Annotated in this window: 12 protein-coding genes; 8 read left to right on the forward strand and 4 right to left on the reverse strand. The window is 71.1% G+C overall.

Translation table 11 applies throughout. From position 1 onward, the window contains the following. The first annotated feature begins 2 nt into the window (after positions 1–2). Positions 3–1,211, forward strand: coding sequence for a M48 family metallopeptidase (locus ACZ6TI_RS11080; protein WP_465344826.1), 1,209 nt, complete (start codon positions 3–5; stop codon positions 1,209–1,211). On the opposite strand, the gene greA is transcribed toward ACZ6TI_RS11080, so the two are convergent. Both greA and ACZ6TI_RS11090 read right to left on the reverse strand, forming a co-directional pair. After that, positions 1,208–1,702: a transcription elongation factor GreA gene (gene greA, locus ACZ6TI_RS11085; RefSeq protein ID WP_465344827.1), complete on the reverse strand. Its 495-nt coding sequence runs from the start codon at positions 1,700–1,702 to the stop codon at positions 1,208–1,210. The genes ACZ6TI_RS11080 and greA overlap by 4 nt on opposite strands. Positions 1,703–1,774: 72 nt before the next feature. Continuing rightward, positions 1,775–2,197 carry a DUF4307 domain-containing protein gene (locus ACZ6TI_RS11090; protein ID WP_465344828.1) on the reverse strand — a complete coding sequence of 141 codons (423 nt, stop codon included), beginning with the start codon at positions 2,195–2,197 and terminating at the stop codon, positions 1,775–1,777. A gap of 100 nt (positions 2,198–2,297) precedes the next feature. Between ACZ6TI_RS11090 and mca the strand changes: the two genes are divergently transcribed. The 4 genes from mca (at position 2,298) to ACZ6TI_RS11110 (ending at position 8,338) form a co-directional block, all read left to right on the forward strand. Further along, positions 2,298–3,179: a mycothiol conjugate amidase Mca gene (mca, locus tag ACZ6TI_RS11095; RefSeq protein ID WP_465344829.1), complete on the forward strand. Its 882-nt coding sequence runs from the start codon at positions 2,298–2,300 to the stop codon at positions 3,177–3,179. A 17-nt stretch (positions 3,180–3,196) separates the two neighbouring features. Beyond that, on the forward strand, positions 3,197–3,529 hold the full coding sequence (locus ACZ6TI_RS11100; protein ID WP_465344830.1) for a hypothetical protein: 333 nt from the start codon (positions 3,197–3,199) through the stop codon (positions 3,527–3,529). Between the two features lie 259 nt (positions 3,530–3,788). Continuing rightward, complete coding sequence (locus tag ACZ6TI_RS11105) at positions 3,789–6,326, forward strand: putative bifunctional diguanylate cyclase/phosphodiesterase (protein ID WP_465344831.1); 2,538 nt, start codon at positions 3,789–3,791, stop codon at positions 6,324–6,326. 23 nt (positions 6,327–6,349) lie between these two features. Beyond that, positions 6,350–8,338, forward strand: coding sequence for a thioredoxin domain-containing protein (locus ACZ6TI_RS11110; RefSeq protein ID WP_465344832.1), 1,989 nt, complete (start codon positions 6,350–6,352; stop codon positions 8,336–8,338). Positions 8,339–8,817: 479 nt separating this feature from the next. Here the strand turns inward: ACZ6TI_RS11110 and ACZ6TI_RS11115 are convergent, their stop codons facing one another. Continuing rightward, a complete protein-coding gene (locus ACZ6TI_RS11115) occupies positions 8,818–10,842 on the reverse strand; it encodes a M1 family metallopeptidase (protein ID WP_465344833.1) in 2,025 nt (674 codons plus the stop codon). Positions 10,843–11,029: 187 nt separating this feature from the next. On the opposite strand from ACZ6TI_RS11115, the gene ACZ6TI_RS11120 reads away from it, so the two are divergent. The 3 genes from ACZ6TI_RS11120 to ACZ6TI_RS11130 are packed head-to-tail and all read left to right on the forward strand — an operon-like array spanning position 11,030 to position 12,962. Continuing rightward, positions 11,030–12,175 (forward strand): 5-(carboxyamino)imidazole ribonucleotide synthase, encoded by a 1,146-nt coding sequence (locus ACZ6TI_RS11120; RefSeq protein ID WP_465344834.1) that lies wholly within the window; start codon positions 11,030–11,032, stop codon positions 12,173–12,175. Between the two features lie 2 nt (positions 12,176–12,177). Further along, positions 12,178–12,675: a 5-(carboxyamino)imidazole ribonucleotide mutase gene (gene purE / locus ACZ6TI_RS11125; protein WP_465344835.1), complete on the forward strand. Its 498-nt coding sequence runs from the start codon at positions 12,178–12,180 to the stop codon at positions 12,673–12,675. Then, on the forward strand, positions 12,675–12,962 hold the full coding sequence (locus ACZ6TI_RS11130; RefSeq protein WP_465344836.1) for a cold shock domain-containing protein: 288 nt from the start codon (positions 12,675–12,677) through the stop codon (positions 12,960–12,962). Before purE ends, ACZ6TI_RS11130 begins: the two co-directional genes overlap by 1 nt. A gap of 264 nt (positions 12,963–13,226) precedes the next feature. Here ACZ6TI_RS11130 and ACZ6TI_RS11135 read toward each other — a convergent pair whose 3' ends face one another. Next, complete coding sequence (locus ACZ6TI_RS11135) at positions 13,227–13,673, reverse strand: transposase (RefSeq protein ID WP_465344998.1); 447 nt, start codon at positions 13,671–13,673, stop codon at positions 13,227–13,229. Positions 13,674–13,688: the final 15 nt, after the last annotated feature.

Below are 13,688 nucleotides of genomic sequence, written 5' to 3' on the forward strand. Positions count from 1 at the left end.
CCGTGAACGACGACTGTCCGGACTGTCTCGTCCCGCTCGTCAGCGCCCGGCAGGCCGATCCGTGGTGCCCGGCCTGCGAGTGGAACCTGGACCAGCCGGCGCCCGGGGCCGGCTGGGTGGACCGGCTCGGTCACCGGCTCGCCTGGCGGCTCGCGCATCAGCCCCTGACGACCCGCCCGGTGACCGCGACCCGGGTGGCGCTGGTCGTCGCGTCGGTGCTGTTGCTGCTGCTGGTGGCCGGGCTGGCGGTGCTCGGGCTGTGGCTGCTGCTGCGCGATTTCCCGAGCTGGTGGATGGTGCCGGGGGTGCTGCTGCTGAGCCTCGCGATCGCGCTGCGGCCGCGGCTGGGCCGGCTCGACGACGACGTCGAGGAACTCACCCCGGACCAGGCTCCGGAGCTGCACAGGTTGCTCGCGGCGGTGGCCACCGAGACCGGCGCGCCGATGCCCGACCTGGTCGGCGTGACCGCCGGGTTCGAGGCGTACACGACTTCCGTCGGATGGCGGCGGACCCGGGTGCTGGCCATCGGGCTGCCGCTGTGGGCGGCGCTCGACCCCCAGGAGCGGGTGGCGCTGCTGGCACACGAGCTGGGTCATTTCGTCAATGGCGACCTGCGCCGCAGCCTGCTCACCCAGGTCTCGACGAACACTCTGGGGCATCTCGCCGAACTGCTCCGGCCGACCCCGCTCGACGAGCGCTACGGCCCGTTCTCGCTCGTCGCCGGGCTGCTCGCGACGGTGGTGCAAGGCTTCCTGTCGCGGTTGCTGTTCGCCGGGCACCTGGTGCTGGCCTGGATCGGGTTCCGCGACGCGCAGCGGGCCGAATATCTGGCCGACGAGATGTCCGCCCGGGTGGCCGGCACCGCGGCCGCCGTGCGGCTGAGCGACGCGGTGCTGCTCGAGACCGCGATCGACACGGTGATCCGGCGCGCCTCACGCGCGCAGGGCGGCGGGCCGGAGTGGCGGGCCGCGGCGGCCAAGGCGCGGGCGAACATGGCGTCCTCGATGCCGGTGCTGCGGCAACTCTCCCGCCGCGAGGAGGTGTCGCTCTTCGCCGCGCATCCGCCGAGCGGGCTGCGCGCGGCCCGGCTGGAGGGGCTGCCGGAGACGCCGCCGCGGGTGCGGCTCACCGACGCCTGGGCGGAACGTATCGAAACGGAACTCGCCGGGCACATCGAGCGTGCCCGGCGAGATCTGGCTCTGACCTCTTAGGCGCCGTATGGCGCGAACTTCACCACCGTGACCTTGATGTCCGCGCCACTGGGGGCGGTGTAGGTCACGGTCTGGCCCTCGGCCGCACCGAGGATCGCCTTGCCGAGCGCCGACTCCGGGCTGTAGACCGTCAGGTCGGTGGTCGACGAGATCTCCCGCGAACCCAGCAGGAACGTCTCGGTGTCGCCCTGGTCGTCGTCGAAATAGATGGTGACGACGGTGCCCGGCGCGACCTTGCCGGCATCGGGCGCCTCGCCCACCTCGGCGGTGCGGAGCAGCTCCTTCAGATAGAGGATGCGGCCCTCCGCCTTGCCCTGCTCCTCGCGGGCGGCGTGGTAGCCGCCGTTCTCCCGGAGGTCGCCCTCCTCGCGGCGGGCGTTGATTTCCGCGGCGATGGCCGGCCGGTCCGCGATCATCTGGTCCAGCTCGGCTTGGAGCCGGTCGTAAGCCTCCTGTGAGAGCCAGGTCTTCGACGTCTCTGAACTGGACACGGTCGATCTCCTCGTGAGGGGCAACGGAACGTAACGAATCCCAAACTCTACCAGCGGGCCGCGCGCCCGGCGCTATCCGGCAGCGTGGCAGCGGAGCACGTCGCCGACCGAGGCGCGGGTCCGCGTGGCAACTTCGGCGCGGGCGCTGACCGCCCCGGTGGCGCCCGGATTGCGCACCGTCGTGGTGACCCGGCCGACGTCCGTGCCGTCGAACGTGCGGGCCCGCAGCATGCACTCGGCGGTGCCGTCCCGCGGGATCCGCACGGTGAACTCGATGCTCAGCCTGGTGTCCGAGACGGCACTCCAGCCGACGATCCTCGATTGGTAGTCCGGGTCGCCGTATCGGTCGTAGAGACGAACCGTGAGCAGGGCGGATGCGGCGAGCACCAGGACCGCGAGGACGATCGGGAGCAGGCGACGGCGGCCGGCCGGCTCGCGCCGGTGGCCGTAACGGCCGGGCGGGAACACCGGAGTTGTGGCGCGCGTCTCGCTCACCGGGACGGCCTCTCGTACGTTCTTGTCGGTGTGATCAGCCAGAATGGCTGTGTCCATTCTTCCAGCCGGGCGAATCGGCCCGGATCCAGGGGAGTCTCCAGTGGTTGAGCAGTTGCGTTTGATGGCGGTGCACGCGCATCCCGACGACGAGTCGAGCAAGGGTGCGGCCACCATGGCTCGTTATGTCCGCGAGGGTGTCGACGTGCTGGTCGCGACGTGCACCGGCGGTGAGCGCGGCAGTGTGCTCAATCCAAAGATGGACCGCCCCGAGGTGCTCGCCGACATCACCGACATCCGTCGGGCGGAGATGGATCGGGCCCGCGAGATCCTCGGCGTGCGCCAGGCCTGGCTCGGCTTCGTCGACTCCGGGCTGCCCGAGGGTGACCCGCCGCCGCCGCTGCCGGAGGGCTGCTTCGGGCTCCAGGAGCCCAAGGAGGCGGCGCTGCCGCTGGTCAAGCTGATCCGTGAGTTCCGTCCGCAGGTGATGACGACTTATGACGAGAACGGCGGATATCCGCACCCCGACCACATCATGTGTCACAAGATCTCGGCGGTCGCCTTCGATCTGGCCGGCGACCCGGAGGTGCACCCCGAGCTCGGCGAGCCGTGGCAGCCGCTGAAGCTCTATTACAACTCCGGCTGGACCCGGGCCCGCATGATGGCGCTGCACGAGGGCATGCTCGCCGCCGGCCTCGAGTCGCCATACGGTGAGTGGCTGGACAAGTGGTCCGACCGGGAGGACCGCGGCGACAAGATCACCACGCGGGTCGAGTGCGGGGAATACTTCCGGATCCGCGACGACGCCCTGCGGGCGCACGCCACCCAGGTCGACCCCGACGGCTTCTGGTTCAAGGTGCCGATGGATCTGCAGCAAAAGGTGTGGCCGACCGAGGACTTCGAATTGGCGCGGTCGCTCGTCGACAGCCCGGTGCCGGAGTCGGATCTGTTCGCCGGCATCCGGGAGACGGCACACGCCCGCTGACGCGTTACTCTCTGTGCGTGGACTTCTTTGCGGTCAACAACTTCGGAGACACCCGATCGGGCGGCCTGGCCGGCCCGATGGGTCTCTTCATCATTGTGCTGATGTCCATAGCGACTGTTCTGCTGATCCGCAACATGAACAAGCGTCTGCGTCGGCTTCCCGACAGTTTCGACAACGCCGATAAGCGCCGTGCGGACGGTTCGGTCGCCGATCCGACAGTCGGCGAGTCGCCTGCCGGACAGGACAAAGATCGATCGTCGTCTTCCGATGACGATGCGGAAGCGCAGGTCAGCGACCCGGAAGGGTCCGATCGGCCGACGCCGCCGGAGGATCCCGCCGCGCGTACCTGACCGATCCGGACCGGCTCCACTTTGGGTAGTGGCAGTGCATCGACAGTGGTCACCGACAGTTACTTAGCGGAGATTGTCGATCACATTCCGCCGACCCCTGTTGTCTTCCTCTGTATTGGCTTAGCCTTCCGCCGGGGGCTTGAATGCCCCTGGACCCTGTGCGGAAGGGGGCGCTGATGTCGACCACTTTCCGACAGGCGCTTCCTCCACTGCAGATGCACGTGCATTCGCGAGTGCCGCAGTTGATCTGGGGGATGCGATGACCCCGTCCCCGATTACTCATACGGCCCGGACACCGGATCGGTTCGGTCTTGCCGGACGTCCGCGTCAGGTTCTTTGGCTGAATGCGACAGTCCTCTGCGTCGCATTGCTCACCGTGGCGATCGGCCTCCTGGTGCCGGGCTCGGCGCCGAGTGGCGGTCCACTGTCCCCACTGGGCGGGCTCGGGATCGCCGCGGCGCTGGTCGCCGCCGGCCAGCTCGCCCGGCTGCGGTTCCGGCTCGGCCGCGGCACGGTCAGCGTCTCCTGGGGCGAGGCCGCGTTCATCCTCGGCTTCGCGCTGGCGCCGCCGGGCTGGCTGCCGGTCGCCACCTTCGCCGGCGCGGCCGGCGCCTGGCTGCTCATCTCGTGGCTCAGCGACCACCGCTCGGTGGCCGACATCGTGCACCTGGCCTCGTCGCTGACCATCGGCGCGGCCGGCGCCACAGTGGTGGCGTCCATGGTGTCCGCGGGCGCCGCGATCGGCGAGACCCGCATGATGGTCGCCCTGGTCGCGGGCGCGTGTGCCTATCTGGTCATCACGCTGGGGCTGGCCACGCTGACGCTGGCGCTGCACCGCGACGCGTCGGCCGGGCAGATCGTGGTGCGGGCGCTCAACGCCAAGGTGCCGATGCTGGTCGGCAACGGCCTGATCGCGCTCTTCGGCCTCTGGGTGATGCTGCGCGAGCCACTGTGGCTGCTCACCTTCCCGCCGGCGTTGTGGCTGCTCCAGCGCACCTATCGCTACCACCTGGTGGCCGAGGAGGAGCGGCGCGTCTGGGCGGCGTTCGCCAAGGCCACCGCCACCCTGCCCGGCGTGGTCGAGGCCAACGTGATCGCGGCCGGCCTGCGCGGCGCGCTGGACGTCTTCGGCGCCCGCCGGGTGGAGATCGAGCTGCTGGTGCCGGGCGGCGGCATGCGGCGCTACTACGAGGACGCGCCGGGACAGGACGTGGCCGCCTCCGGCCTGCCCGGCCCGGTGATCACCCGGACCATGGCGGTGGCCGGCGCCACGGTGGGCGAGCTCACCGTGTGGCTGTCCGAGCCGACCCTGCCGGTGACCCGCGACGAGCTGGCGGTGTCCGCCTATGGGGACGCGCTGGCCGGCGCGTTGCACGACGCCGCGACCCACGAGCGCCTCACCGATCTGGAGACCCGGGTGGCCCGCGACGGCGTCCGTGACCCGCTGACCGGCCTCACCAACCGGGCCGCACTGCTCGCCGACGGCGACCGCGCGCTGCGCGCTCTCGACCGCGAACGCCACATCGGCCTGCTGCTGCTCGACCTGCGCCGGTTCCGCGAGGTGAATGACACCCTCGGGCACCGTTCCGGCGACGAGGTGCTGACCGTGATCGCCGAGCGGCTCACCGATCTGGCCCGCGAGGGCGAGCTGGTGGCGCGGATCGGCGACGACGAGTTCGCGCTGCTGATGCCGGCCGTGCTGACCCTGACCGACTCGTCCGGCCGGCTGCACGAGGTGTCGAACCCGCTGCCGCAGGTCATCCGCCGGGCCCGTGACCTGGGCGAGCAGCTGGCCCAGCCGATGGAGATCGCCGGCGTGCGGCTCTCCGTCGAGGCCACCATCGGCGTTGTCGTCACCCGCGCCGGGCTGGGCGACGTGGCCGAGCTGATCCGCCGGGCCGGGCTCGCCTTGCAGCAGGCCAAGGAGCTGTGCGTCGCGGTGGGCACCTATGACAGCGCCCGCGACATCGGCTCCACCGACCGGCTCGCCATGCTCGCCGAGCTGCGCGACGCGCTGGCTGTGGACGACCAGATCGTGCTCGCCCTGCAGCCCGCCGTCGACCTGGAGACCAGCGCGCCGACCGGGGTCGAGGCGCTGACCCGGTGGAAGCACCCGCGGCGCGGGCAGCTGTCGCCGGGCGAGTTCATCCCGACCGTCGAGCACAGTGAGCTGCTCGGCGCGTTCACCCGCTATGTGCTGGACCGCTCGCTGGCGGCCGCGGCGAACTGGGCGCGCAACGGCTTCGACCTGCCGGTCTCGGTGAACATCTCGGCCCGCAGCCTGCTCGACCCGACGCTGCCCAGCCAGATCACCGACCTGCTGCGGCGGCACCGGGTGGCGGCCGGCCAGCTGGTGCTGGAGATCACCGAGTCGGTCGCGGTGAGCGACCACGAGATCGTCGACGAGGTGCTGGCCGGGCTCCGCGAGGTGGGCGTGCAGCTGTCCATCGACGACTTCGGCACCGGTTTCTCCTCGCTGTCGATCGTGACCCGGGTCGCCGCCGACGAGCTGAAGGTGGACCGGTCGTTCGTGGACGGCATGATCGACTCGCCGGCCGCCGAGGCGGCGGTGCGCGGCGCGGTCGAGATGGGCGAGCGGATCGGCGCCCGGGTGGTCGCCGAGGGCGTGGAGACGGCCGAGCAGCGCACCGCGTTGCTGGCGCTGGGCTGCACGATCGCGCAGGGCTACCACTTCTGCCAGCCGCTGCCGGACGACAAGATCGTGTTCGCGCTGCGCCAGCTCGCGGACGCCGCCCCGGCCAAGATCGTGCCGTTGCGCGCCGACGACGCCTCCTGAGCATCTCGGGCTAGTTTGGGGGCATGGCCACTCGTCTCGCGGACGCGACCAGTCCCTATCTGCTGCAGCACGCCGGCAACCCGGTCGACTGGTGGCCCTGGTCCGCCGAGGCGTTCGCGGACGCCCGGCGGCGTGATGTGCCGGTGCTGATCTCGGTCGGTTACGCGGCCTGCCACTGGTGTCACGTGATGGCGCACGAGTCGTTCGAGGACGAGGCCGTCGCCAAGCTGATCAACGACGACTTCGTGGCGATCAAGGTGGATCGCGAGGAGCGTCCGGACGTGGACGCGGTCTACATGACCGCGACGCAGGCGATGACCGGGCAGGGCGGCTGGCCGATGACGGTCTTCGCGACGCCCGACGGCGACCCGTTCTTCTGCGGCACCTATTTCCCGAAGCCCAACTTCACCCGATTGCTGGCCTCGGTCACCCAGGCCTGGGGCACGCAGCGTGACGAGGTGGTCAAGCAGGGCGCGGCCGTGGTCGAGGCGATCGGCGGCGCTCAGCTGGTCGGCGGGCCGACCGCGCCGATCTCCGCCGAGCTGCTCGACCGCGCGGCGGATCAGCTGGCCAAGGACCACGACGAGGTGAACGGCGGGTTCGGTGGCAAGCCGAAGTTCCCGCCGCACATGAACCTGCTCTTCCTGCTGCGGCGACACCAGCGCACATCTGCGGAGAGTGATCTGGAGATCGTGCGGCACACCGCGGAGCGGATGGGCCGCGGCGGCATCTACGACCAGCTGGCCGGGGGATTCGCCCGCTATGCGGTCGACGCGACGTGGACCGTGCCGCACTTCGAAAAGATGCTGTACGACAACGCGCTGCTGCTGCGGACCTACACGCAGCTGTGGCGGCTGACCGGCGATCCGTTCGCGCGGCGCATCGCGGACGAGACGGCCGCCTTCCTGCTGCGCGACCTCGGCACCCCGGCCGGCGGGCTGGCCTCGGCCCTGGACGCGGACACCGACGGGGTCGAGGGTTTGACCTATGCGTGGACGCCGGCCCAGCTGATCGAGGCGCTCGGCGAGGACGACGGCGTCTGGGCGGCGGACCTGTTCGGCGTCACCACGGCCGGCACCTTCGAGCACGGCAGCAGCGTGCTGGTGCTGGCCCGGGACATCGACGCGGCCGACCCGGCGCTGGTCGCCCGCTGGCAGGACGTGCGGACGCGGCTGCTCGAGGCCCGCGCGCGCCGCCCACAGCCGGCCCGCGACGACAAGGTGGTCGCCTCCTGGAACGGCCTGGCGATCACCGCCCTGGTCGAGCACGCGCAGCTCACCGGCTCGGCGCCGCTGCTGGACCAGGCCGTCGCGCTGGCCGCGGTGCTGGCCGACCGGCACCTGGTCGACGGCCGCCTGCGCCGCGTCTCCCGCGACGGCGTGGTCGGCTCGCCGCCCGGCGTCCTGGAGGACTACGGCTGCGTGGCCGAAGCCTTCACCGCGGTGCACCAGGCCACCGGCGAGGGGAAGTGGCTGGATCTGGCGCGCACCCTGCTCGACGTGGCGCTGGCGCATTTCGGCACCGGATCGGGCGGCTTCTTCGACACCGCCGACGACGCCGAGAAGCTGGTGACCCGCCCGGCCGATCCGACCGACAACGCGACCCCGTCCGGGCTGTCGGCGATCTGCGCGGCGCTGGTGTCGTTCGCGGCGCTGAGTGGCGAGGAGGGCTACCGCGCGGCCGCGGACGCCGCCCTGGAGACGGTCGCGCCGCTGATCGGCACCCATGCCCGGTTCGCCGGTTACTCCGCGGCGGTGGCCGAGGCGGCACTGGCCGGACCGTACGAGATCGCGATCGCCACGCAGGGCCCGACACCGCTGCTCGAAGCGGCGCTGCGCGCGGCCCCACCGGGCACGGTGGTGGTATCCGGCGAGCCGGACCGGCCGGGGGTGCCGCTGCTGGCGGATCGTCCGCTGGCCGGCGGAGAGCCCACGGCCTATGTCTGCCGGGGTTTCGTCTGCGACCGCCCGGCCACCACGGTCGACGACCTCCACGCCCGACTCCGAGCCTGAGCCCACCCGCTTGCTCTGCTTCCTCTGAGGAAGCGGGTGGCTGCATCCCCTGGGGAAGCAGAGCAAGCGGGTTGCGCTTCCTCTGAGGGCGCAGAGCAAGGCGGGTTGCGCTTCCTCTGAGGGCGCAGAGCAAGGCGGGTTGCGCTTCCTCTGAGGGCGCAGAGCAAGGCGGGTGGCGCTTCCTTCGAGGGCGCAGAGCAACGTGGGTTGCGCTCCCCCAGGGGAAGCAGAGCAAAGCGGGTGGCGCTCTCCCCGAGGGAACAGAGCAAGCGGGTGGCGCTTCCTCTGGGGAAGCAGAGCAAAGGGGTCAGCGGCGTTCCGGGGAGAGGGCGGCGGGGAAGTCGCCGGCTCGGCCCAGGAGCGCAGGCGGCCCGCGCGCCTGACCTCGGTCGCCGTATCGGTGAGCGCTGCGCCGATCTTGGTGCGGCCGCCGGAGCTCGAGATCGCCGATGCGCTGGGCGTCGAGATCGGCGACATCCTCACCGAGCTGGACCACTGCCTGGCGTGAACGGCGGCTTGGCGGAGGTGTGCAGCCACGCGGTGAAGAAGTCGTCGAGCGGCCGGCCGGAGACGCGTTCGGCCAGCGTGACGAACTGCGCGGTGTCCACGTTCTGCCCGGCGCGGGCGGTGGCCCAGGTGCGCAGGATCTGGAAGAACGCCCGGTCACCCACTGTGCGCCGGAGCGCGTGCAGGGTCATCGCACCGCGTTGGTAGACCTCGCCGGCGAACAGGCTCCGCGGGCCGGGATCGCCGATGTGCAGGTTCCAGAACTCCGCGTCGTCCGGCAGCCACTCGTAGGTGGAGTCGAAGATCTGCTGGGCGGTCGCGAGGCCGTCGTGCTCGCTCCAGAGCCAGGACGCGTACGTGGCGAAGCCCTCGTTCAGCCAGATGTCGCGCCACCGCCGCAGCGACACGCTGTTGCCGTACCACTGGTGGGCGAGCTCGTGTGCCAGCACGCTGTCGCCGTCCGCCGGGCTGGAGAACAACGAGCGCGCGTAGATCGGGCGGGTCTGGTTCTCGAGGGCGTAGCCGAATCGGTCGGTGTCGTCGACGATGCCGCCGGCGCTGGTGAACGGGTACGGCCCGAAGAGGCCGGAGAGGAACCGGAGGATCTCGGGCTGGCGGGCGAGCGATCCGGCCGCGATCTGTCCGTCGGTCGGCGGCAGGTCGTCGACAGTGCCGGAAGTCCAGGAACCCGACCAGCCGTCGAACGTGTCGCCGTCCTCCTCGAACGAGGTGCTCCCGGCGCTCGCGGACACGTCGTCCACCGCGACGCCGGGCCGCGTGCCGAAGTCGTCGGTGACGTAGGTCAGCGAGACCTCCACCGACCGACCGGCGTAGCCGGACAGGTCGACCGACCACTGCTCGTAGCCGTCGCTTGCCCCGGAGGCGGCCGACCACGTGCCGGTCGAGCCGGACGGCGTGCAGGAGACGCCCTCCGGGCTGTACTCCGGGGTGACGTAGTGGGTCAGGAACGGGTGTATCGAGATCGGGGACAGGCAGACGTTGCCGGTGGCCGCCGACGTGTGCCCGTTGGCGTCGGGCAGCGTGGTCCAGTCGTCGCCGCCGGCGGTGCGCGCCTCGACCAGGAAGAAGTCCCCGTCGGGCTCGGTGTCGCGGTCGACCCAGAAGCCGAGGCTCGCACCGCCGGCCGGCACGTCGATGGTGCGGGTCAGCCGCCGATAGGCGGAGTTCGCGCTGCCGCTCAGGGCCATCCGGGAGCCGGTGCGCGGCACGGCGGCGGGTTCGAACAGGTCCGGGTCGAGCGCGTCCCAGTAACGAACTCCATCGGACCGGTACGCCCGCAGGTCGAAGTCACCGACCGTGGCCGTGGCCAGGTACGAAGCCATCGGCTCCCGGGCGTCCCAGGTCCACGTGGTCCGGCCGCCCCGGGTGGACCGGCCGACGAGCACGCCGTTGGCCACCGCCTCGGTGCCGGCCGGGACGGTGACCCGGAAGGTGTACGACGCCTTGTCGCTCGGGTGATCGTTGACCGGGAACCAGGTGGCCGCCACATCCGGCGCACCGATGATCACCATGCCGTCGTCGGTGTGGAACACGCCGGACGAGCCGAGCAGCGGATCCCGCATCGTCTCCGGCACCCCGTCGTACGCGATCCGGGTGGTGAACGTGCGACCGTCGCGCACGCTGCGAGGCGGCCGCACGGTCAGCTCGCCGCCGCTGCGGGACCAGGCGGCCGCGCGGCCGTCCACGGTGATCGACCGGACCGTCAGCCCGTCGAGATCCAGATTGAACGCGGACAGGTGCTGGGTGGCCCGGGCCTGGATCGTCGCCACGCCGGCCAGCACGTCGGTGTCCGGGGTGTAGTGCACGTCCAGCGCGTAGTGCCGGACGTCGTATCCGCCGTTGCCGTCGAGCGGAAAATACGGGTCGCCGGCGCCGGGCGCGCCCGGGGTTCCGCCACTGGGAGCGGCGAGGGCCGGCCCGGACGTGAGGACGACGGCGAGCACGATGCAGGAGGTGAGCGCGGCGTTCCGGAGCATGTTGCACGGTAACGCCGGGACGGCGTGACCTGACAGCTGGTTACCGCTTCCGGACAGCCGGCAGCCGCCGGAGGCGGGGTTCTCGGGTGCTGCGGTTGTGGTCCTGTGCCCGGCGTACCCCGGAAGTGGTTTTGCTCTTGGGGGGCCGGAGGGGATCACGGCAGCGTATGGCTAGGCTGGGCCGGTCATGGATGGTCGAACCGGGTTGCCTGTGGTGGGCATGGTGGGTGGCGGGCAGCTGGCTCGCATGACCCATCAGGCCGCCATTTCGCTCGGGCAGTCGCTGCGAGTGCTGGCGGAGTCGCCGGAGGACAGCGCTGCCCTGGTTGCTTCCGATGTGCGCATCGGGACGCACACGGATCTGGCTGCTCTGCGGGCGTTCGCCGCGGGGTGTGATGCCGTCACGTTCGATCATGAGCATGTGCCGGGGGACCACATCCGGGCGTTGGAGAAGGACGGGATCAAGATCTATCCGTCCGCCGATGCGCTGGTGTTCGCGCAGGACAAGGGGCGGATGCGGGAGCGGCTGGCGGAGTTGGGCGCGCCGGTGCCGCGTTGGCGTTCCGTCCGGTCGCTTTCGGATGTTTCCGAAATGGCCGCGCGGACCGGGTGGCCTGTCGTGGCGAAGGCCACGCGCGGGGGCTATGACGGGCGCGGCGTCTGGATGCTCGGCAACGAGAAGCAGGCCGCTGACCTGATCGCCACCGGCACCGATCTGATCGTCGAAGAGCGGGTGCCGCTGCAGCGCGAACTGGCCGCGCTCGTCGCGCGGTCGCCGTTCGGGCAGGTCGCGGCCTACCCGGTGGTCGAAACCGTGCAGCAGGACGGCATCTGCGTCGAGGTCATCGCGCCCGCGCCGGACCTGTCCGAAGCGCGCGCCCTCGAGGCGCAGCAACTCGCGATCGACCTGGCCACCGCCCTCGGCGTCGTCGGGCTGCTGGCGGTGGAACTGTTCGAGACGGCCGGTGGGCTGGTCGTCAACGAACTCGCGATGCGCCCGCACAACTCCGGCCACTGGACCATTGAGGGCGCCCGCACGTCGCAGTTCGAGCAGCACCTGCGGGCCGTGCTCGACTACCCGATGGGGGCCACCACCCTGATCGCGCCGGTGGTCGTGATGGCCAACGTGCTCGGCGGCGAGCCGGGCGGCATCTCGATCGACGAGCGGGTGCATCATCTGTTCGCCGAGGACCCCGGCGCGCGCGTGCACCTCTATGGCAAGCAGGTGCGGCCAGGCCGCAAGATCGGCCACGTCACGGTCCTGGGAGACGATCTTCCGACGGTACGCGCGCGAGCCCAGCGCGCCGCCCGCCGGCTTCACGAGGGGATCTAGCCATGGCGCCGGTGGTCGGCATCATCATGGGCAGCGACTCGGACTGGTCCACGATGGAGGCCGCCGCCGAGACGCTGGCCGAGTTCGAGATCCCGTTCGAAGTGGGCGTGGTCTCGGCGCACCGCACGGTCGGCAAGATGGTGGACTACGCGACCACCGCCGCCGCCCGCGGCCTCCGGGTGATCATCACCGGCGCGGGCGGGGCGGCACACCTGCCCGGCATGGTCGCCGCGATGACACCACTGCCGGTGATCGGGGTGCCGGTGCCGCTGAAATACCTGGACGGCATGGACTCGCTGCTCTCCATCGTGCAGATGCCGGCCGGCGTGCCGGTGGCCACCGTGTCGATCGGCGGCGCACGCAACGCCGGGCTGCTCGCGGTGCGCATCCTCGGCGCGTCGGATCCGGTGGTGCGCAAGCGAATGGTGGACTTCCAGGCCGGTCTCGAGCGCCTGGTCGCCGAGAAGGACGAGGCCCTCCGCGCGAAGTTGCTGGGCTGATGGCGATCATCGGCTCGGTGCGCGAGTGGCACGTCGACGAAGGGTGGGGCGTGCTCGACACGGCCGGGACGCCGGGCGGCTGCTGGGCCCACTTCTCGGCCGCGGCCGTCGAGGGCTTCGCGGCTTTCGCCGCCGGCGACGAGGTCCAGGTCGAATTCGAAACCGCAAACCAAGACGGGTACGCCTACCGAGCCACCCGCTTCTGGCCGGCCGGCGCGACTCCACAGACTCGCGGGCCATCCAACAGCTCGGCCTACACGAGCAGCCTGACCCTGCACTTCGACTGACATGTAGTGGGGTTCTGTCAAGGGGCATGGTGAGACGCCCGTCCGGCTGGTTGCTGGGCGGGTATCTCGTGCTTGGCCGGTGGTGGTCCTGGTGTGCGTGTCGTTGGGCGACGCGCGGGTCAGGCTGATTTCCGCGGGTTGGTTACCGCAGGGCGGTGGTTCGGCTGGAGCGCTTGCGCGTGTCTAGGAACGAGCGTGGCTTTGGGGGCTGCTCATAGTCGAATCCCGGGTCGCTGTACGCGCTGCCACCAGGGGTGTGGCCGGTCAAGCCGTTTGAGGGCTGGTCAGCCGGCCTCGAGGGTGGGCTGACGACCAGCACCAGCCAGCCGGCTCGCGGGCGACCGCGACGGTGGCGACGGTGTGTCGTTTGCGGCGGTCGATGAAGGTGACCCAGCGGTGGTGCAGCCGCCGGTTTCCCTGGTCACCGCGGACGCGGGCGGCGGTGGGAGCCAGGTTCCACCGCTGCTGCACGGTGACGCCGCCACGGTATTGAGGGCGGTGGTGCCAGGCGGCTTCGACCGGCAGGCGACGGACGTGGCTGTTGCCGGTCTTGGTGATCGGTCCTTGGGTGCGGCTGCTGCCGCAGGAGTTCTCGGCCGGGGTGAGCCCGATGAACGAGGCGATGGTGGCGCCGGTGAAACGGTGCCAGTCACCGATCTGCACCGCGAGCGCGAGCCCGGTCAGTGTGCTGATCCCGCGCAGGCATCCCAGCCGCCGGCCACGCTG

The organism is Actinoplanes sp. NPDC051388, from assembly GCF_055586225.1.